Raw genomic sequence first — 20661 nt, forward strand, 5'->3', positions numbered from 1 at the left:
ACGAGAGGAACCCGACATGCAGCTGAACCGCGAGGCGCTGACCCGCGCCTATCGGCAGATGAAGCTGATCCGCGAATTCGAGGAACGGCTCCATGAAGAGATCCAGACCGGCGAAATCGCGGGCTTCACGCACCTTTACTGCGGCCAGGAAGCCGTCGCAGTCGGCGTCTGCGAGCATCTGACCGAACGGGACAAGATCGTTTCTACCCACCGCGGCCACGGCCATTGCCTTGCCAAGGGCTGCGACGTGGAGGGCATGATGAAGGAGATCTGGGGTAGCCAGGAAGGCCTTTGCAACGGCAAGGGCGGATCCATGCACATCGCCGATATCGACAAGGGCATGCTCGGGGCGAACGGCATCGTCGGCGCCGGAGCACCGATTGCGGTCGGCGCGGCCATTTCCAACAAGATCGACGGACCGGACGAGAACGGCAAGCTCGCCGTCGCGATCGCGTTTTCGGGCGACGGCGCCTGCAACCAAGGCACCACGTTTGAGGCGATGAACCTCGCCGTGGTCACCAAGGCACCCGCAATCTTCGTCTTTGAAAACAATCACTACTCCGAACATACGGGTGTGGACTACGCGGTCGGCACCGTGCGCGACATCGCCAGCCGCGCCGAAGCGTTCGGCATGAAAGTATGGCGCGCAGACGGGACCGACTTCTTCGCCGTCTACGACGCGTTCCGCGAAGTGCTGGAGTATGTCCGCGTCCCCGGCAACGGTCCGGCTGCGGTGGAATTCGACACCGAGCGTTTCTTCGGCCACTTCGAAGGCGATCCGCAGCGGTATCGCGGCGATGGCGAACTCGATCGGCTGCGTGCCGAGCGCGATTGCCTCAAGATTTTCCGCAAGAGCGTGACGGGGGCCGCGCTGCTCGATCACGGGGACCTCGACACGATCGACACGGACGCTCTCAAGGCAATCGAGGATGCGGTCACCGCCTCTCGCGCGGCGGCTCGTCCGCAGCCCGAGAATGTCCTCGACAACGTCTACATCAGCTACTGACGGCAGGAGCGAGAACCATGGCAAAAATGTTGTATCGCGATGCCATCCGCAACACGATCTTCCAGGAAATGCAGCGTGACGAACGCGTCGTCGTACTGGGCGAAGACGTCGTCGGCGGTATGGGTACGGCCGGCGGACCAGAAGCGATCGGGGGCATCTGGTCTACATCGACGGGTCTATACGAGGCGTTCGGACCGGACCGCGTCATCGACACCCCTATCAGCGAAAGCGCGATCATGGGCGCAGCGGGCGGTCTCGCTCTCGCCGGCAAGCGCCCGGTCGCGGAGATCATGTTCGCTGACTTTATCGGTGTCTGCATGGACCAGCTCTGGAACCAGATCGCCAAGTTCCGCTACATGTTCGGTGGCAAGTCGATCTGCCCGGCGGTGATCCGCATGCCGGTTGGTGCAGGCTACAACGCCGCCGCGCAGCACAGCCAGATGATTAGCCAGTTCGTGACCAACATGCCCGGCATCAAGGTTGTCATGCCGGCAACGCCGGAAGACGCCTGCGGCCTGCTGCGTCAGGCGATCCGTGACGATGACCCGGTGGTCTTCCTGGAGCACAAGTTCCTCTACGCGATGAGTGGGGAAGTGAACGACGACCCGGATTTCTGCATCCCCTTCGGCCACGCCCGGCTCGCCCGTGCAGGTCAGGATGCGACGATCATCGCCAGCGGCATGATGGTGCGGTATGCCGAGACGGCAGCAGACGATCTGGCGCAGGACGGCATCGGCTGCGACGTTATCGACATTCGCACCACGTCTCCGCTGGATGAGGAAGCGATCCTCGATTCCGTCGAGGTTACCGGCCGCGCGGTCATCGTCGACGAAGCGCCTCCGCGCTGCTCGCTCGCGACCGACATTTCCTCGCTGATCGCCCAGAAGGCCTTCGCCAGCCTCAAGGCCCCGGTGGAGATGGTGACCCCGCCGCATACGCCCGTTCCGTTCGCCCGCGAACTCGAAAGCGCCTATCTGCCCAGCCCTGCGAAGATCGCGGCGGCCGTGCGCAAGACGCTCGACTACCGTTGAAGGGGGCGCAGACATGAGCCGCATACGCGCATTCACGATGCCGAAATGGGGCATCGAAATGACCGAGGGCACGATCGCCGACTGGATGGTGAAGGAAGGTGACACCTTCAAGCGGGGCCAGACGCTGTGCCTGATCGAAACCGCCAAGATCACTAACGAGGTCGAAGCCGAGTACGACGCCACCGTTCGCCGCATTGTGGTTGGCGGCGGTACCGACGCAGAACCTGTGGGCGCCTTGCTGGCGGTCTTCGATGAAGGGAGGCACTCGGACGAGGAGATCGATGCATTCGTCTCCAACTTCAAGCCGGCCGAGGGCGGTATCGCCAAGGGTGCGGAAAAGTCCAAGGAGCCCGAACCGAAACCCGCCGCCGCTATTGATCCCGAGCCTGAAAAGCACCGCGTCAAGATCGACACGAACCGTCCGATCAGCCCCGAAGCTCTGCGTCTGGCAGAAGATGAAGGCGTGGATATCGCCGGGATCGAAGGGTCCGGACGTGGCGGTCGCATCACGCATCAGGACGTGGTGAAGGCACTGCGTGGTCCGGCGCAAATGGCACCTAAAGGTACATTGGATGTACCTGCCGACGACATCAAGGTCCTGGCCTCTCCCCTGGCCCGCCGGATCGCGGCATTGCACGGGCTTTCCCTGTTGGGTCTTACCGGAACCGGCCCTCGTGGCCGCATTTCGAAAGCGGACGTGCTCGCCCTCGTCCCCGCGCCCAAGGCGTCGGCCGGTGCGATCGGTACGCCGGAATTCGTGGCTGGTGAAAACCGCCCCGAAGTCGTGCCTTTCGATCGCGTTCGCAAAGTGGTGGCGCAGCGGCTGACCAAGGCCAAGCAGGAGTTGCCGCACTTCTACCTGCGGATGTCCGCCAGCGCCGATGCGCTGATGGAGATGCGCAAGACCGCCAACGTCGTGTTGGGGTGCAAGGCATCGGTCAACGACTGGATCGTCAAGGCCTGCGCCATGGCGCTTGCCCGTCATCCCGATGTCAACGTCCAGGTCCATGGGCAGGAAATCCATCGCTTTCCGCACGCCGACGTGTCGATCGCCGTGGCCAGCCCCAAGGGCCTCGTCACTCCGGTCGTTCGCCAGGCCAATCTCATGCGCATAGACCAGATCGCAGCGGAAACCCGCCGCCTTATCGACAAGGCGCAGGCCGGCAAGCTCAGCATGGACGACATGGAGGGGGGCACTTTCTCCGTCTCCAACCTCGGGATGTTCGGGATCGAGAACTTCGATGCCATCATCAATCCACCGCAGGGCGCGATCCTTGCCGTAGGTGCAGCGCTGCGCCAGCCGATAGAGACACCGTCCGGCGACATCGCCTTCGAAACGCGCATCTCGGTCACGTTGTCGGTCGATCACCGGGCGATCGACGGGGCGGCGGGGGCGCAGTTCCTGCAGACGTTGAAGGGCCTGATCGAACAGCCAGAGGGCATCTTCGCCTGAAAGGAAATGCAATGACCGGAGCGGCAACCACTCCCATCAAGCCCGGACCGCTCAAGCGGCTGGGCGATGTGATCCAGCTCGCTTATTTCCCGACCGATTTCGATGCCACGATGAAGTACTGGATCGAGACGGTCGGCGTCGGCCCGTTCTTCGTGCTCAACGACGTGCGGCTTGATGACATGAAGTACAAGGGCCAGCCTACCGACGCCACGTTCTCCATGGCGATAGGCTACTGGGGCGATATCCAGATCGAGCTGATCAAGACCGACAGCGATGCCCCCTCGCTCTATTCAGGCGAATATGCCGTGCGCGACCGGCTGCATCATGTCTGCATCTTCGTCGAATCCATCGCCGAAGCGCGGGCCGCCTGCGCGGAAGCAGGGGCGGAAGTGATCGTCGAAGGCAAAGTGGGCGCCGATGGCGAAGTGATCTACGTCGATCCCGGCCAGGGCCCCGGCCATGTAATCGAATACCTTCAGCCGCTTACCGGCACCGAAGGTCTGTTCCAGATGATGAAGGATGCCGCCCGCGACTGGGATGGTTCCGATCCGATCCGGGTGCTTCAATAATGACCGACATTTCCCAGCACGCGCAGTACCTGGCCGACAAGGTCGAGGCATTCGTGCGCGAAAAGATCATCCCTTACGAGAAGGATCCGCGCCGCGATCATCACGGTGCGCCGACAGACGAACTGGTGATGGAAATGCGCATGCTGGCGCGTGAGGAGGGTGTGCTCACCCCGCACATCAATCAGGACGGATCGCATCTGACGCAGCGCGAGACGGCGGTTGTCCTGATCAGATCAGGGCTGTCCCCGCTTGGTCCGCTGGCCTGCAACACCAACGCACCGGATGAGGGTAACATGTACCTCATCGGCCATGTCGGTTCGCCGGAACTGAAGGATCGGTTTCTCAAGCCGCTGGTCGAAGGAAAGGGCCGTTCGGCTTTCTTCATGACCGAACCGGCCGACTGGGGCGGCGCCGGTTCCGACCCGTCGATGATGAAGACCACCTGCCGCAAGGACGGCAACCATTGGGTGGTCAATGGGCGCAAGACTTTCATCACCGGCGCTCAGGGTGCGATGGTGGGCATCGTCATGGCCGCGTCGGAAGAGGAAGACACCAAGGGCGGCGCCTGCATGTTCCTGGTCGAACTGCCGGATGACGGCATTCGCATAGACGAGGTGCCCAATACCATCGACACGTCCATGCCGGGCGGCCACGCCACGCTGACGATCGATAACTTGCGGGTGCCGGCGGAACAGATGCTCGGCAATCCGGGCGAGGGCTTCAAATACGCGCAGATCCGCCTCAGCCCGGCCCGCCTGTCTCACTGCATGCGGTGGCTGGGAGCGTGCATGCGCGCGCACGAGATCGCCAGCGATTACGCCTGCCGCCGCATGGCCTTCGGCAAGCAGCTGATCGAGCACGAAGGCGTGGGCTTCATGCTCGCGGAGAACCAGATTCTCATCAAGCAGTGCGAACTGATGATCGACTGGTGCGCCAGCGTTCTCGATTCGGGGTCGCTCGGCACCATCGAGAGCTCGATGGCCAAGGTTTCGGTGTCCGAAGCGCTGATGAAGATCGCCGACAACTGCGTGCAGGTGCTGGGCGGCATCGGCGTGACCGAGCGCACCATCGTGGAGCAGGTGTTCCGCGAGATACGGGCGTTCCGCATCTACGACGGCCCTACCGAGGTCCACAAATGGAGCCTTGCGAAGAAGATCCGCCGTGACTGGCGCAAGGCGCAGGAGGCTGCGGCGCAATGAGCGACGTCGCGCCCGATCTGTCTGAGGCCAACTCCGGCACCACCGCCGTTCGCGAAGGCTACGCTTTCGACGAGGCGGCGCTGACGGCGTGGATGGAGTCCAATGTCGAGGATTTTGCCGGTCCGCTAAGCGTCGAGCAATTCAAGGGCGGTCAGTCAAACCCGACATACAAGCTGGTGACGCCGGGGCGGTCCTACGTACTGCGGCGCAAGCCTCCCGGTCAGTTGCTGAAAGGTGCACACGCCGTCGAGCGCGAGGCGAAGGTCCTATCCGCCTTGCACGGCGCGGGTTTTCCTGCGGCGCGAGTCTATGGCTTGTGCACCGACGACGCCGTGCTCGGCACCTGGTTCTACGTCATGGAGATGGTGGAAGGCCGCATCTTCTGGGACGCGAGTGTTCCCGGCGTTTCAAACGAAGAATGCGCCGCGATCTTCGATGCCATGAACGCGACGATTGCGCAGCTTCATTCCTACGACCCGGACGCCATTGGCCTGGGTGACTATGGCAAGCCCGGCAATTACTTCGCACGTCAGGTAGGTCGATGGTCTAAACAGTATGTCGAAGACGAGGCCGCCGGCCGTAACGACGACATGGATGCGGTGATCGCCTGGCTCGAAGCGAACATGCCGGCGGACGATGGCGCCTCCAGCGTGATCCACGGCGATTTCCGCATCGACAACATGATCTTCCATCCCACCGAGCCGCGCGTGCTGGCGGTGCTGGATTGGGAACTGTCGACGCTGGGCCATCCCCTGGCAGACTTCGCCTACCACGCCATGATGTATCACATGCCGCCGCATATCGTCGCCGGACTCGGCGGCGTGGACATAGCCGCGCTGGGCATCCCGAGCGAGGAGGACTATGTCGCCGCCTATTGCCGCCGAACGGGCCGGGAAGGGCTGGCCGACTATCGTTATTACATGGCGTTCAACTTCTTCCGCCTCGCTGCGATCTTTCACGGCATCAAAGGCCGAGTGATACGGGGCACGGCGTCCAACGCACAGGCCAGGGACCGGGCCGAAGCATTTCCGGAACTGGCCCGACTGGCGTGGGGGTTCGCGGAAGGGTAGGGGCTCCTTAGCGATCGCCTGCCCCGATATCCTTGACTTTGCCGATGTCGGGGACTATCTGCCGGCCTTTCCGAACCTTTCAGATTCTTTCCGGGAGTGCCCATGGCGCGCGTAACTGTCGAAGACTGCGTCGACAAGATCCCCAACCGCTTCGATCTCGTCCTGCTCGCCGCTCAGCGTGCGCGTGAGATTTCGGGCGGCGCGGAACTCACTATCGATCGCGATCGCGACAAGAACCCGGTCGTCGCCCTGCGCGAAATCGCCGAGCAGACCGTCACGCCGTCGATCCTCAAGGAAACGCTCGTCACATCGATGCAGCGCGTCCTGCCTGACGATGATGACGAAATGGACGATGTCGGCTCTCTCAGCCAGTCGGCAGAGGCTCTGCGTATCACGGCATCGGCTCCGACCCGCAATACGTCGCTCGGCGGCGATTACGACGGTTGATGTGTTTTCGTTGACTGTCGATGTTTGACAGGCAACGATCGGTGCAGTGTCCGCGAAATCGAAACTGCCTCGCATCATCGGATTTTCCGGGGGACCGCCCAAAAGGGCTGGTCCCCTTGATGCGTCTGTGAAAGACGCTTCCGCCTTGCCTGAACGCGGTGCGACCATCGCGGTGTACAGCGTGAAAGGCGGGGTGGGCAAAACGACCTTCGCAGCTAATCTCGCGTGGTGCTCGGCAACCGGATCGCGGCGCACGCTCCTGTGGGATCTCGACGCGGCGGGCGGTTCCGGCTTCCTGTATGGCGTCGAACCAACCGGCTCCCGCCTCGCGGAAGAGGTCTTTGCACGCGATCGCCCGGCATCCCGGCTCATCCAGCGGACCGCCTTCGATGGCCTGGACATCCTGCCCGCCGACGAATCCATCCGCAGCCTCGATGCGCAGTTATCCCGCATCGGGAAGCGTAAGAGATTGGCGAAGCTGACCGAGGAACTGGCGGGCGACTACGCGCGCATCATCCTCGATTGCCCGCCGGTGATGAACGAACTGTCTGCACAGATCGTGCGAGCGGCCGATCTCGTGATCGTGCCGCTGCCGCCGTCACCGCTCTCGGCGCGGGCGTTCGACCTCGTCGTCCAGGAAATTGCGGGCAACACCAAGCGCCACCCGCCGATCCTGCCGGTTCTGTCGATGCTCGACATGCGGCGGGGCCTGCACAAGCAGGCGCAGGAAACCAACCCTAGCTGGCCGTCGATCCCTTATGCCAGCGTGGTCGAACAATGCGCCGTGCAGCGCCAACCGGTCGGCGTGTTGGCCCCGCAAAGCCCCGCGTCGCAGTCATTTGCCCGGCTGTGGGGCGCGATCGATGCCAAGCTCGCTCAGCGCAAAAGCTGACAAGCGTTAGACCACAGCCTCGCTCACCAGGCGGCACGGCCCATGTTCTTCGGTTTCCACCTGGATGGTGGGATGGCCGATGCCGAACTCATGTTCCAGATCATGGGCAAGATCGTGCAGGAAATCATCGCCCGGCTGCCCACCCGGCATCACCAGATGGGCGGTGAGGGCAGTCTCCGTCGTGCTCATCGGCCAGATGTGAAGGTCGTGCACGCGCGTCACGCCCGGCCGTCGTTCCAGAAATGCCCTTACTTTGCCTCCGTCGATACCGGCCGGAACGCCCAGCATCCCCATGTGCACCCCGTCCCGTAGCAGGCCCCAACTCGACCACCCGATGACGGCAGTGATCACCAGTGAGGTGATCGGGTCCACCAGCGCCCACCCGGTCATGGCAATGACAATACCCGCGATCACTACGCCGACCGATACCAGCGCGTCGGCCATCAGGTGAACGAACGCCGCACGAAGGTTGAGGTCCGATTTCGCTCCTTTGGCAAACAGCAGCGCGGACAGGGCGTTCACCGCGATTCCCAATGCCGCCACGATGATCATCATCGTCCCGGCCACCGGCTCCGGCTCGGCGATGCGGCGAATCGTCTCGACCAAAATCGCGCCAATCGCGATCCACAGCAGTGCCGCGTTTGCGATCGCCGCGAGGATAGATGAGCTTTTCAAGCCATAGGTAAAGCGCTCCGATGGCGGGCGGGCCGAAAGGATCGCCGCCGCCCATGCCAGTACCAGTGACAGTACGTCGCTAAGGTTATGGCCGGCGTCGGCCAGCAGCGCCATCGATCCGCTGAGGAAGCCAGCCACCACTTCGGCGACTACGAAAACGAGGTTGAGCGAAACCGCGATTGCGAATGCCCGGTTCGAACTACCAGGCGCAGGGGGCGTGGCGTGGACATGCCCGTGACCATGATGGCCATGATGCTCGTGCCCGTGATGATGGTGTCCAGCGCTCATAATTGGGTGCTTTGCACGGGTCATGGCTGTCATCAAGCGATGACGTAACATCACGTGTGAGGGGCAAAACATCGCATGCTGCACAGAGCCTCATCGCAGTTGCAGCATGAGGGGCAACAGGGCGTGATATTTTTACCTCAGATCATTAGTCGTCATAATTAGTAAATATTTGAAACATTTAGAAATTATATGGTGAATTTTACCAACGTGATTTTTCTGTCACAAAATTTCGCGTGAGTGTTTCTAAATGATTCCCAAATGTCAGAAAGTTGTCATATGCGCCTGCTCTTAGCAGCCGCAGCAACATGTGGCGCACGCGTTTCGTCGCACATTGTGAACACTCCAGTCTGACAAGCTCAGGGGCATATCATGAACTCGCTCTCCCTCCTCAAGATCGCAACCAGCACACTTGCTGTCAGCGCCGCCGCTCTTTCCCTCCCCGCGTTCGCGCAGTCCACCGGTTCGGCTGAATTCGAAGGCGATTCGATCATCGTGACCGGCGCCCGCGTCGGCGAAGTCGCCGGCATCAGGGTTCCGGATTCGCCGAAGGCAAAGGTCCAGATCGGCCGCGAGATTATCGACGCGCAGCGCGCCGGCCAGTCGGTAAACGAAATCATCAACCTGGTTCCGGGCGTCAGCTTTACCAATAACGATCCCTGGGGTTCGTCGGGCGGCTCGTTCACCATCCGCGGCTTCGATTCCAGCCGTATCGCCCAGACGTTTGACGGCATTCCGCTCAACGATTCGGGCAACTACGCGATCTACTCCAACCAGCAGGTTGATGCCGAGATCATCGAGACCGTAAACGTCAACCTGGGTTCGACCGACGTCGATAGCCCGACGGCGGCGGCGGTTGGCGGCACCGTCAACATCAACACCAAGGTGCCGGACGATCAGTTCGGCCTGATGACCAGCTTCTCCTACGGCGATATCGCCGCTTCGGGTTCGGGTGGTGAAGACCGCGCGTTCCAGCGCTACTTCGCCAAGGTAGAGACTGGCGAGTTCACTTCCGCCGGTACCAAAGCCTACCTCACGGGCTCGTTCGCGCGCAACGGCGCAACCTTCGCCAATTATGGCAAGGTGCAGAAGAAGCAGCTGAACGCCAAGATTTACCAGCCGATCGGCAGCGGCAACGACTTCATCTCGCTCGCCGCGCACTACAACGAAAACCGCAACAACTTCGGTGGTTCGGCGCTGCGCGCATCGGCATTCACCGGCAACAAGTCAGAGCGTTTCTACGACATTGCTAACGGTTATCCGTGCACGGTCTCCACGAACAGCGCGCCTAACGGATGCGGCACCGATTTCGAGCGTCGTTACAACCCGTCCAACACTGGCAACGTACGCCTTGCTTCGCTCTTCACGTTGGCCGATCGACTGACCCTGTCGGTTGACGCTGCATATCAGTATGTGAAGGCAAACGGCGGCGGCACGTCAAACGCGTTCGAAAGCTTCTTCACGTCGGGCGGACAGCAGTTCACCGGTAACTACGGCGGACAGTTCTATTTCGGGCGCGACCTGAACGGCGACGGGCTGATTGGCCGAGTGACCGTCGTGCAGCCCAGCCAGACCAAGACGAACCGCTACGTGGCGATCGCCAACCTGGCTTACGAACTGAACGACACCAACCGCGTGCGTCTGTCGTACTCGTTCGATCGCGCCCACCACCGCCAGACCGGCGCGGCTGGTTTGCTGAAGCCCAATGGCGAGCCGTTCGACGTGTTCCCGGTGAACGATCCGCTGACGGATGCCGCCGGAAACGTGCTGCAGAAGCGTGACCGCGACTCCTACGCCACGCTGCACAAGGTCGCTGCTGAATATCGCGGCAGCTTCATGGACGATCAGCTGACCGTCCTGCTCGGCGTCGCCGCGCCGTTCTTCACGCGTGATCTGACACAGAACTGCTTCACCACGAGCACCGGCGGCGCGTCGGGCGCATTCGTGAACTGCGTGCCGGCCGATCAGGCAGCTGCATATGCCGCCGCCAACCCGTACTCGTTCAACCCGGCCACGGGTCGCGCGACCGGTGCCGCTGGCCCACAGTCACGCAAGCTGAAGTACGACAAGGTTCTGCCGAACGTCGGCGCTACGTTCCGCTTTACCCCGGAAATCAGCATCGCCGCGAGCTACGCAAAGAACCTCTCGGTTCCCAGCACGGACACATTGTATAATGCGTTCTTCTTCCCGGTCGGCGATGATTCATCGTACCGTACTCCGGAAACGTCGGACAGCTTCGACCTCAGCTTGCGCTACCAGTCCTCGGTCGTTCAGGCGGCCCTCGTCGGCTGGTACTCGGGCTACAACAATCGCCTCGTCACGGCGTATGACATCGATGGCAACGCCACCGATACCAACCTCGGCAAGGTGAAGAAGTACGGCATCGATGCCAGCGTCTCGGTCCGCCCGGTCCCGCCACTGTCGCTCTACGTGTTCGGATCGTGGATCAAGTCTGAAATCCAGGACGACGTGGTGACCGGTAGCTGTGCCGCCACCAGCGACATCGCTCGCGCGAACCTTTGCTACACCCAGAACGGCGTTTCCTACCTCCGCACGGCGGGCAAGCGTGAACGCGCTGCTCCCGAATGGCTGGTGGGTGGTCGCGCACAGGTCGATGTGGGTGACCTGCAGGTTGGCGCGCAGGCCAAGTACACCGGCTCGCGGTTCCTGAACGACATCAACGGCGAAATTCAGACGGTGAATGTTGGCGGCGTGCCGACGCGCATCTTCCCGGGCGCCAAGTTCAAGGGCTATACCGTCGTTGACCTCAACGTCAGCTACAAGCTTGAAAAGCTGGGGCTGGACAAGAGCGAGATCCAGCTGAACGTATCGAACCTGTTCGATAAATACTACGTCGGTTCGTTCTCGGGTGGTCTGGACACGCTTTCGAATTCGACAAACGCGTTCGTGAACTTCGGTTCGCCGCGCGCGATCAGCGCTACGTTTATCATGGGCTTCTGATCGACCTCTATCTGCATCGGCAAAAGAAAGGGGAGGAACCACGAGGTTTCTCCCCTTTTTCGTTCCGGATTGAGAAGCACCGAGCCTGGTTGTTCATCTGGTTGCAAGGATCGTTGCTAGGCCTCGTCCATGCTGCTAACGGCGCAAACCTTGCCGCAGTGGCGAATGCGCTTCTGCGAGTCCATGACAGGACGCTTGAATGAGTGATGGAACTGCGGGTACGTCTGACGGACCGGTGGCGTTGGAACCAGGGACGGTGGCGAAGGCTAACGGATCCGGGCATGGACACGGATCAGGCAATATCACCAAGCTGGCGCTGGGTGCCGTGGGCGTCGTTTTCGGCGACATCGGCACCAGCCCGATCTACGCTTTTCGCGAAACCTTCGTTGGCCCGCATCCGCTGGCAATCGATGAGTTGCACGTCCTTGGCGTCGTCAGCCTGATTTTCTGGTCGATGACACTCGTCGTCTCGGTCCAGTACGTCTCGATTCTCATGCGCGCGGACAACAAGGGGCAGGGCGGCAGCCTGGCGCTCGTTGCCTTGATATCCGGCGCATTCAAGAAATCCAGCTACCGCTATCTCGTCGTGCTGCTTGGCGTTTTTGCGACGTCGCTGTTCTATGGCGACTCGATGATCACCCCAGCGGTTTCCGTGCTCTCGGCGGTGGAAGGGTTGACGGTGGTTCAGTCGGACCTGTCGCCTTTCGTGCTGCCAATCGCGCTGGTTCTATTGGTGGGGCTGTTCGTCATCCAGAAAAGCGGTACGGCCAAAGTCGGCGCGCTGTTTGCCCCGGTCATGGTGACCTATTTCATCGTGCTGGCGGTGCTGGGTATCTACCACTTGGTGCAGATGCCTGAGGTGCTGAAGGCGCTGAACCCGTGGTTCGCGGTGCAGTTCTTTCTCACCGACAAGGTGCTGGCCTTCCTGGCGCTCGGCTCGGTCGTGCTGGCGGTGACGGGGGCGGAAGCGCTTTATTCGGACATGGGGCACTTCGGACGCGGACCGATGCGGCTGTCGTGGTTCGGGTTCGTGATGCCCTGCCTGCTGATCAACTATTTCGGGCAGGCGGCGATGATCCTGGGGCTGGACGATGCGCAGGCGGCAGTCGCGATGGAGAACCCGTTCTTCAACCTTGCCCCTGAATCGCTGCGCCTGCCGCTGGTGATCCTAGCGAGCTGCGCGGCGTTCATCGCCAGTCAGGCGGTCATTTCCGGGGCCTTTTCGATCACGCATCAGGCCATGCAGCTGGGCTTTATCCCGCGTCTGTCCACCCGGCACACCAGTGAGCATGAAGTGGGGCAGATCTACATCCCCTTCGTGAACTGGGCGCTGATGGCGGGTGTGATCGTACTGGTGCTGGTATTCCAGAACTCGTCCAACCTGGCGTCGGCCTATGGCATCGCGGTGACCGGGGCGATGCTGATCGATACCTGCCTGATGGCGGTGCTGTTGATAGTACTGTGGCGCTGGAAGCTGTGGCTGGCGATCCCGGTGATCGTGACGTTCTTCGTAGTGGACGGCGCCTATTTCGCCGCGAATGCGACCAAGGTGCCGGACGGCGGCTGGTTCCCGCTGCTGATCGGGGCCATCGCCTTCACCTTGCTGACGACGTGGAACAAGGGTCGCCGCCTGATGCGCGACCGGATGACCGAGGCGGCGCTGCCACTGAACGTCTTTGCCAAGAGCGCGCACGGCAGCGCTACACGCGTGCCCGGCACGGCGATCTTCATGGCCTCCACCCACATGGGCGTGCCATCGGCGCTGTTGCACAACATCAAGCACAACAAGGTGCTGCACGAACGCGTGGTGGTGCTGACCGTCGAAGTGCAGGACATGCCGTATGTCGAGCCTGACGACCGTTTTTCCGTGCAGGAACTGGGGCAGGGCTTCTATCGCATGAAGCTGCGCTACGGCTTTATGGAGGAGACGGACATCCCCGCCGCGCTGGCCCATGCGCCGATGTGCGGGGGTCCGTTCGAGATGATGAAGACCAGCTTCTTCCTCTCCCGCCAGACCCTGGTGCCGTCGGAGAAGCCGGGCATGATGATCTGGCGTGAAAAGCTGTTCGCGTGGATGATGCGCAACGCCGCCAGCGCGATGGAATTCTTCCGACTGCCGACGAACCGGGTGGTCGAACTGGGCAGCCAGCTGGAGATTTGATTGGCGCGAGGGCTTCGGTCCCGCGCCATCATCAGTCGTGCGGCGGGTTTTCCGCCAGCTTCTCCGTCGCATCTTCGCCCATGCCGTGCCTCAGCACCATGGGCAGCTGCGAAAACGTGAACAGGAACGAAAGCACGGTGAAGCCCCACAGCTTGGCCTGCATCCAGGTGTCGAAGCTGACGGTGTAGACAAGAGCGGTGTTCAGAACCGCCAGCACCAGGAAGAACCAGGCCCAGTTGCGCGACAGCTTCATCCAGCCTGCCTCGTCCAGCCCTTCGAACGCCGATTGCAGCAGGTACTTGAGCATCGGCTTGCCTCGGAACAGACCCACGAACAGCACCACAGAGAACAGCAGGTAGACGGCGGTGGGCTTGATCTGGACGTAGAACGGATCGCGCAGGATCACCGTGACCGAGCCGAAGCCCAGGATCAGGATCGTCGTCAGCCATAGCATCGGCGAGACGTGGCCGAGCCGCCACTTCGACACGGCCAGAGCGATGACTGTCGCCACCATGAACGCGACCGTGCCCTTGATGACGGCGGCGACAGTGCCGACCATGTTGTTTTCATCCGCCGGCGCGAAATGGCGATAGGCAAGGAAGAAAATCAGCAGCGGCCCGAAATCGACGAGCAGGTTGACCCACGAGCTTTTCGGTTTGGGTTTGGCAACGGTGGTCATCAGGCAATTCCCGCTATCACCCGCGCGAGCAGGTCGGGGTTGAAAGGGCGCAAGTCGTCGATCTTTTCACCAACGCCGATGGCGTGGATCGGCAGTCCATACTGCTCGGCCGCCGCGACGAGGATGCCGCCGCGCGCGGTGCCGTCCAGCTTGGTCATGATCAGGCCGGTGACGTTGGCCACCTGCTTGAAAACGTCGATCTGCGAGAGCGCGTTCTGGCCGTTGGTGGCATCCAGCACCAGCACCACGTCATGCGGCGCGGCGGCGTTGAGACGGCCGAGCACGCGGCGCACTTTCGCCAGTTCGTCCATCAGTTCGCGCTTGTTCTGCAGGCGTCCGGCGGTGTCCACGATCAGCGCGTCGATCCCGGTGTCGGTGGCCGCTTTCAAGGCGTCGAACACCACCGATGCGGGGTCTCCACCTTCGGGCCCGGTGACGATCGGGATCGACAGGCGATCGGCCCAGACCCGCAATTGGCCGATCGCGGCGGCGCGGAAGGTGTCCCCTGCGGCCAGCATGACGGAATAGTCCTGTTCCTGGAACAGGTGCGCCAGCTTGGCGATGGTGGTGGTCTTGCCCGATCCATTGACGCCGATCACCAGGATCACCTGCGGGCGCGGGAAGGCGACGATGTCCAGCGGCTTGGCGACCGGGCGCAGAATTTCTGCGATCTCGCGGGCGACGACTTCCATGATCGCGCGTTCATCCGCATCGCGATCGAAGCGTTCGTCGGCCAGGCGCGCGCGGATGCGGGCGGCGGCGCGCGGGCCAAGGTCCGACATGATCAGCGCGTCTTCCAGATCGTCAAGCTGCGCCGGGGTAAGCCGTGATCCGCCGACGATGCCGGACAAGTTGCCAGCCAGCCGTTCGGACGTCTTGCGGAAGCCGCCGAAAAGACGGTTCGACCACTCGGCCCCGCCTTGTCCCTGGCCCGCGCCGTCGACCGCAGCGTCCTGGCCGGGCTGGTCCTCGATACTCATGCTTCCAGTATTCCTTCGACTACCCGAGTGGGGACAACGCTGACCAGGGTGCCGGGTGGCGTTTGTTCAGGCACGCGGACGGGGGCGAAATCGGGTGCATGGCCAGTCCCGCCCCGTTCAGCCAGCACCCATAGCGGTTTGCCCAGATGGGCGGCAAGCCACGATGCCCGGACCTGCGACACCGCTTCGCGCAGCTCCGCCGCTCGCTGGCGGATGGTGGGCACGTTCACTGGCGGCATGCGCGCGGCGGGAGTGCCCGGGCGGGGCGAATAGGGGAAGACGTGACCGTGCACGACCTCCAGTTCGCGGATGATCGAGAGGTTTGCGGCGTGGGCGGCGTCGTCCTCGGTCGGGAAGCCGGCGATGAGATCGGCGCCGATGGCGATGTCAGGGCGGCGGGCGCGCAGACCCTGCACCAGTGCGGCGGCGTCGGCGCGGCTATGCCGGCGCTTCATGCGCTTGAGGATCAGGTCGTCCCCATGCTGGAGCGACAGATGGACGTGCGGCATGACCCGCGTTTCACCGGCGATGAGTTCGAACAGCGCATCGTCCACTTCCGCCCCGTCGATCGAGGAGAGGCGCAGGCGGGAGAGGGCGGGGAAGCGGGTCAGGATCGCCTCGCACAACGCGCCGAGGCGGAGCGATTGCGGCAGATCGCCGCCCCACGAGGTCAGGTCCACACCGGTCAGGATGATCTCACCGGCACCAGCGTCGAGGTGGGCGGCAACGTCTACCAGCACGTCCGCCACGCTGCGCGATCGGCTGGGGCCGCGCCCCTGGGGAATGACGCAGAACGTGCAAGCGTGGTCGCACCCGTTCTGTACTTGGACGAACCCGCGTGTATAGCCGCGCCGCGCCAGCGCGGGGGGCGTGGCGGGGACATTCCAGGCGCGGGGGTCCAGCTTGGCGGTATTGGCGACAAGGCCGTCCACTTCCGGCATGGCGGTGAGCATGTCCCGCTCTACTTCGGCGGCGCATCCGGTGACGAGCAGGCGCGCGTCGGGCCGGGCGCGACGGGCACGGCGGATGGCCTGCCGGGTTTGCCGCACAGCCTCGGCGGTGACGGCGCAGGAGTTGACGACGACAAGGTCCTGCTCCTCACCCAGCATGGCGCGCAGGCTTTCGCTTTCGGCCAGGTTCAGCCGGCAGCCGAGCGAATGAACTTCGAGCGTCAAACGATGATCCCGAAGTCCGCCGGATCGAAGCTGCCGCGAAAAGCCTCGGCCGCAGCGCCGGTCATGATGATCTCGCCATCGTCACGCCATTCGATCCGCAGCGGGCCGCCGGGAAGCGTCACCGTGACGCGGCGCTCCACCAGCCCGCGCTTCATCGCGCCGATCGCAGTGGCGCAGGCACCCGTGCCGCACGCCCGGGTCAGCCCCGCGCCGCGTTCCCAGACGCGCAGCGTCATCGCATCGGGAGCAGTGACAGCGGCGACGTTGACGTTGATCCGATCGGGAAAAAGCGTGTCGTTCTCGATCATCGGGCCAAGCCGCGCCATGTCGATGGCGTAGGGGTCTGCAACGAAGAAGATGACGTGCGGATTACCGACGTTGACGGCGATGGGGTTGACCAGCTCCTCCCATGCCACCGGCAGGGAATGCGTGTCCATCGCATACGCCAGCGGGATCAGGTTCCAGTCGAACCGGGGCTTGCCCATTTCTACGCTGATCCCGCCGTCAGCCGGACTGGCGCTGATGAGGCCGCCCAGAGTCTCTATCTGCGCGGCGCGTCCGTGCAGCAGGCCGACCGCTCGGGTGGCATTGCCGCATGCCTCAACCTCGCTGCCATCAGCATTGAAGATGCGCATGCAAAAATCGGCGATTTTGGACGGTTCGAGCACGACCAACTGGTCACAGCCGATGCCGGTGTGACGGTCGGCCAGCGCCGCCGCGATTTCCGTATCGACGGCGGGCAAAGGCCGCTCGCGCGCGTCCAGCACGATGAAATCGTTGCCGAGGCCGTGCATCTTGGTGAATTCGATCCGCATCGCGCGCGATCTAGGTGTTGCGAGGCGCAAGGTCCAGTGCTGTCGATGCCCCGGAGTCGAGTAAATCAGCCGTGCTGCGCCTGCGGTGGTTCCGGGGTTTCTCTGGGCGCGGTGGCCGTGTCGAGCCATTCGGCCAGTTCGCGGGCGGGGCGGGGGCGGCCATAGAGATAGCCCTGGCCAGTGATGTCGCCGTACTGCCGCAGATGGTCGAGCACGTCCTGCGTCTCGATACCCTCGGCGGTGACAGGCAGTTCCAGCCCTTCGCCAAGCGTCGCGACCGCGCGGACGATGGCGGCGCTGTCCTTGTCGTCGATCAGGCTGGATACGAAGCTGCGGTCGATCTTGATCCGGTCGAACGGCAGCGTCCGCAGCTGGCCGATCGAGCTGTAGCCGGTGCCAAAATCGTCAAGGCTGATGCGGATGCCCTGATTCTTCAGGCTGGTGATCAGCGCGCTGACCTGCGGCAGGTTCTCATGGAGTGAACTTTCGGTGATCTCCACTTCCAACCGCTGCGGGGGAAAGTTTGCCTCGATCAGCATCCTCAGAAGTTTTTGCGCGAACCATGGGTCCTGCAGCTGCACCGGGGAAATATTGACCGCGAGGGATAAGCGCTGATCCCACTCCTGCGCATCCCGCAAGGCCTGCGCGATGATGCTTTCGGAGAGTTCGGCAATCACGCCGATCTCCTCCGCCACGGGGATGAACACGTCCGGGGCGACGATGCCGAATTGCGGCGAATCCCAACGCGCCAGCATTTCGAAGCCGCTGAGTTCGCCCGTCCGCAGATCAACCTGGCGTTCGTAGAAAGGCACGAACTCCCCGCGCGCCACGCCTTCGCGAATGCCGCGTTCCAATTCGGCGCGGAAGCGCTTCTCCTCAGCCATGTGCGGCGCGAACCAGCAATAGGCATTCCGGCCCCGGCGCTTGGAATGGTACATGGCGATGTCGGCCATTTCGAGCAGGGCGCCTGCCGAAATCACGACAGCAGGGTCGGTGAGATCGGATCGGGCGACGCCGACAGAGGCCGTCACCTCCACCGAAATCCTATCGATCCGCGCGCTTTCTGCGATGGCATCGACCATGAAAGCGGCGATACGGTCCAGCCGCTCCACGCGGTCTCGGTCGAAGGGGACGGCGATGGCGAATTCATCACCGCCGATGCGTCCGACCAACGCGGCTTCCGGCAAGGCAGCCTTGATGCGACGTGCGCACTCGACCAGCAGCAGATCGCCGGCGGCGTGCCCGTTGTGATCATTCACCTGCTTGAAGTTGTCGAGGTCGATCATCATCAGCCCGACCGCGCCGTCAGGCTGAGAGGCCCGCGCAAGCATCGCGTCGAGGCAGACATTGAAGCTGCGCCGATTGAAAAACCCCGTCAGAGGATCGGTATCGGCCATACGCCTGGCTTCGCGCTCGGCATGCTTGCGCTCGGCGATTTCCTGGCAAAGCTGGCGATAGCGGCTCATGCCAAAGATGATGATGGCGATGTTCAGCAGGAACGCGTTCAGCAGGAAGCTGTCGGGCCCCGGGCCCCGACCGATCAGCGAGCGGACGATGCTGGGGCCGATGGAGCAGCCTGTGGCGACGAACAGCAGGATGGCGGCCGCGGACGATGCCCAGGCCGATCACGTCAACATGACGGTCCTCCTGAACGGCGCCGCTTTCGCTGCCTGGCCTGTACATCTCCGCCGCGTGCAACCGTAATCCCCCAGATGCTGCTCTGGAGGATCGATTAACGGCAATGGTCTGAAATATACGTTAAAGTGTGAGGGATCAGGCTTTGAGACCGATCTCTCGCAGGCGCTCCTGCAGATAGTCGTCGGCGGTGATGACGTCAGGATAGCGATCCGGGTTCGCGTCGGTAACGCATTCCGGCAGGGTGACGAACGGGAAGTCGCTGCGCAGATGCAGGAAGAACGGCATCGAGTAGCGGCTGTGCGATGCCCGATCCCCGGCCGGGTTGCGTACCCGATGCGTGGTGGACGGCAGTACATGGTTGGTCAACCGCTGCAGCATGTCGCCGATGTTGACGACCAGAGCGCCTTCGGGCGGTGCGACCGATAGCCAGCGACCGTCCTTGGACAGCAGTTCAAGCCCCGCCTCCTGCGCGCCGAGCAGCAGAGTGATGAGGTTGATATCCTCATGCGCGCCAGCACGGATCGCGCCGCCCGCGGCTTCGCCAACCGGGGGATAATGCAGCAGGCGCAGAACTGAATTGCCCTGATCGATCGCCGGATCGAACCAGTGCTCGTCCAGACCGAGGTCGATGGCGATGGCCGACAGCACTTTCGCGCCAGCCTCATCGAACTGGGCGTAGAGTTCTTCGAACGTCTCGCGAAAGCCGGGCACTTCGGTGGGCCATACATTGGGCGGCATGGAGGCGGCCAGCGGCGAGTCGCGCGGCACGTCACGGCCGACGTGCCAGAATTCCTTGAGGTCTTTCTCGGTCGCACCCTTGGCGACTTCGGTGCGGAACGGGGTGTAGCCGCGCGCGCCACCTTGTCCGGCGAGGAAGTATTTGCGCTTCGTCTCCTCCGGCAGCGCGAAGAACGCCTCGGTCAGTTTCCATGCCTGATCAATCAGGCCAAGGTCGATGCCATGGTCGCGAATCATCGCGAATCCGAAAGTGCGAAAGCTTTCCCCCAGGCGGGCCGGAAGGTCGGCGCGATCCGCGTCCAGGCTGAGGACGGGTATTTCGGCAAGGTCCATGTAGTGCATTCCGTAATGAATCGGTATGCGGCCCCTTTAAAGGCTTGCGGGCCTCAGGCGAAATGGAAAGGCGATCGATGGCGAAAAGCTACTGGCTGATGAAATCCGAACCGGACGCTTACAGCTGGGACGATCTGGTGGAGGAAGGTGAGGGGACGTGGGACGGCGTGCGCAATCACCGCGCCGCCAATAACCTGCGCGCCATGAAAGTGGGGGACGAGGCGTTCTTCTACCACTCCAACATCGGCAAGGAGATCGTCGGGATAGCGACGATCAGCAAGTCCGGCATTGCCGACCCCAGCGACCCGGAAGGCAAGTGGGCGGCGGTGAAAGTAAAGCCGGTTCGCAAGCTGAAACGGCCCGTGACTCTGAAGGAGATCAAGGCCGATCCCGAACTGGCCGAGATGGAGCTGGTCAAGCTGTCGCGCCTGTCGGTCGCCACCGTTACTGCAGAGGAATGGAAGTATATCCTGAAGCTGTCTGCGACAATTAAAGACATTGCTGGCGGTGCTGCTGACGCCGTTTCCCGCAACCTTTTGGGCGGAGAGGGCGTT

18 protein-coding genes and 1 pseudogene are annotated in these 20661 nt (G+C 62.7%); 12 read left to right on the forward strand and 7 right to left on the reverse strand.

From position 1 onward, the window contains the following. Nucleotides 1-16 precede the first annotated feature (16 nt). From ACZ1JM_RS18195 to ACZ1JM_RS18230, 8 genes are all read left to right on the forward strand, one after another. Complete coding sequence (locus ACZ1JM_RS18195) at nt 17-1006, forward strand: thiamine pyrophosphate-dependent dehydrogenase E1 component subunit alpha (protein ID WP_465133743.1); 990 nt, start codon at nt 17-19, stop codon at nt 1004-1006. A gap of 17 nt (nt 1007-1023) precedes the next feature. After that, nucleotides 1024-2037 carry an alpha-ketoacid dehydrogenase subunit beta gene (locus ACZ1JM_RS18200; RefSeq protein WP_465133744.1) on the forward strand — a complete coding sequence of 338 codons (1014 nt, stop codon included), beginning with the start codon at nt 1024-1026 and terminating at the stop codon, nt 2035-2037. Nucleotides 2038-2050: 13 nt separating this feature from the next. After that, nucleotides 2051-3490: a 2-oxo acid dehydrogenase subunit E2 gene (locus ACZ1JM_RS18205; protein ID WP_465133745.1), complete on the forward strand. Its 1440-nt coding sequence runs from the start codon at nt 2051-2053 to the stop codon at nt 3488-3490. 11 nt (nt 3491-3501) lie between these two features. Beyond that, entirely contained in the window at nt 3502-4059 is a 558-nt protein-coding gene (locus tag ACZ1JM_RS18210) for a VOC family protein (RefSeq protein WP_465133746.1), read from the forward strand. Next, nucleotides 4059-5258: an acyl-CoA dehydrogenase family protein gene (locus ACZ1JM_RS18215; protein ID WP_465133747.1), complete on the forward strand. Its 1200-nt coding sequence runs from the start codon at nt 4059-4061 to the stop codon at nt 5256-5258. Before ACZ1JM_RS18210 ends, ACZ1JM_RS18215 begins: the two co-directional genes overlap by 1 nt. Further along, a complete protein-coding gene (locus tag ACZ1JM_RS18220; protein ID WP_465133748.1) occupies nt 5255-6328 on the forward strand; it encodes a phosphotransferase in 1074 nt (357 codons plus the stop codon). Before ACZ1JM_RS18215 ends, ACZ1JM_RS18220 begins: the two co-directional genes overlap by 4 nt. A gap of 102 nt (nt 6329-6430) precedes the next feature. Next, nucleotides 6431-6775 (forward strand): DNA-directed RNA polymerase subunit omega, encoded by a 345-nt coding sequence (rpoZ, locus tag ACZ1JM_RS18225; protein WP_465133749.1) that lies wholly within the window; start codon nt 6431-6433, stop codon nt 6773-6775. Between the two features lie 127 nt (nt 6776-6902). Then, entirely contained in the window at nt 6903-7667 is a 765-nt protein-coding gene (locus tag ACZ1JM_RS18230; RefSeq protein ID WP_465133750.1) for a ParA family protein, read from the forward strand. 6 nt (nt 7668-7673) lie between these two features. Here the strand turns inward: ACZ1JM_RS18230 and ACZ1JM_RS18235 are convergent, their stop codons facing one another. Beyond that, a complete protein-coding gene (locus tag ACZ1JM_RS18235; protein ID WP_465133751.1) occupies nt 7674-8630 on the reverse strand; it encodes a cation diffusion facilitator family transporter in 957 nt (318 codons plus the stop codon). 369 nt (nt 8631-8999) lie between these two features. On the opposite strand from ACZ1JM_RS18235, the gene ACZ1JM_RS18240 reads away from it, so the two are divergent. After that, nucleotides 9000-11588 carry a TonB-dependent receptor gene (locus tag ACZ1JM_RS18240; RefSeq protein WP_465133752.1) on the forward strand — a complete coding sequence of 863 codons (2589 nt, stop codon included), beginning with the start codon at nt 9000-9002 and terminating at the stop codon, nt 11586-11588. A 199-nt stretch (nt 11589-11787) separates the two neighbouring features. Next, on the forward strand, nt 11788-13749 hold the full coding sequence (locus ACZ1JM_RS18245; RefSeq protein ID WP_465133753.1) for a potassium transporter Kup: 1962 nt from the start codon (nt 11788-11790) through the stop codon (nt 13747-13749). 31 nt (nt 13750-13780) lie between these two features. Here ACZ1JM_RS18245 and ACZ1JM_RS18250 read toward each other — a convergent pair whose 3' ends face one another. The 5 genes from ACZ1JM_RS18250 to ACZ1JM_RS18270 form a co-directional block, all read right to left on the reverse strand. Further along, entirely contained in the window at nt 13781-14428 is a 648-nt protein-coding gene (locus ACZ1JM_RS18250; protein ID WP_465133754.1) for an inner membrane-spanning protein YciB, read from the reverse strand. After that, entirely contained in the window at nt 14428-15408 is a 981-nt protein-coding gene (gene ftsY, locus ACZ1JM_RS18255; RefSeq protein WP_465133755.1) for a signal recognition particle-docking protein FtsY, read from the reverse strand. Before ftsY ends, ACZ1JM_RS18250 begins: the two co-directional genes overlap by 1 nt. Continuing rightward, nucleotides 15405-16583, reverse strand: coding sequence for a MiaB/RimO family radical SAM methylthiotransferase (locus ACZ1JM_RS18260; RefSeq protein ID WP_465133756.1), 1179 nt, complete (start codon nt 16581-16583; stop codon nt 15405-15407). The genes ftsY and ACZ1JM_RS18260 overlap by 4 nt, the downstream gene beginning before the upstream one ends. Continuing rightward, nucleotides 16580-17398 (reverse strand): diaminopimelate epimerase, encoded by an 819-nt coding sequence (gene dapF, locus ACZ1JM_RS18265; RefSeq protein ID WP_465133757.1) that lies wholly within the window; start codon nt 17396-17398, stop codon nt 16580-16582. The genes ACZ1JM_RS18260 and dapF overlap by 4 nt, the downstream gene beginning before the upstream one ends. A 65-nt stretch (nt 17399-17463) precedes the next feature. Next, entirely contained in the window at nt 17464-18864 is a 1401-nt protein-coding gene (locus tag ACZ1JM_RS18270) for a putative bifunctional diguanylate cyclase/phosphodiesterase (RefSeq protein WP_465133758.1), read from the reverse strand. On the opposite strand from ACZ1JM_RS18270, the gene ACZ1JM_RS18275 reads away from it, so the two are divergent. Beyond that, nucleotides 18863-19102 carry a hypothetical protein gene (locus ACZ1JM_RS18275; protein WP_465133759.1) on the forward strand — a complete coding sequence of 80 codons (240 nt, stop codon included), beginning with the start codon at nt 18863-18865 and terminating at the stop codon, nt 19100-19102. The two genes, ACZ1JM_RS18270 and ACZ1JM_RS18275, sit on opposite strands and share 2 nt — an antisense overlap. Nucleotides 19103-19171: 69 nt before the next feature. Here ACZ1JM_RS18275 and ACZ1JM_RS18280 read toward each other — a convergent pair whose 3' ends face one another. Further along, entirely contained in the window at nt 19172-20107 is a 936-nt protein-coding gene (locus tag ACZ1JM_RS18280; protein ID WP_465133760.1) for an isopenicillin N synthase family dioxygenase, read from the reverse strand. A 77-nt stretch (nt 20108-20184) separates the two neighbouring features. Here ACZ1JM_RS18280 and ACZ1JM_RS18285 point away from each other — a divergent pair. Beyond that, nucleotides 20185-20589, forward strand: a pseudogene (locus ACZ1JM_RS18285) (EVE domain-containing protein); the annotation flags it as partial. Between the last annotated feature and the right edge of the window lie 72 nt (nt 20590-20661).

The sequence above is a fragment of the Novosphingobium sp. BL-S-24 genome, from assembly GCF_055521575.1.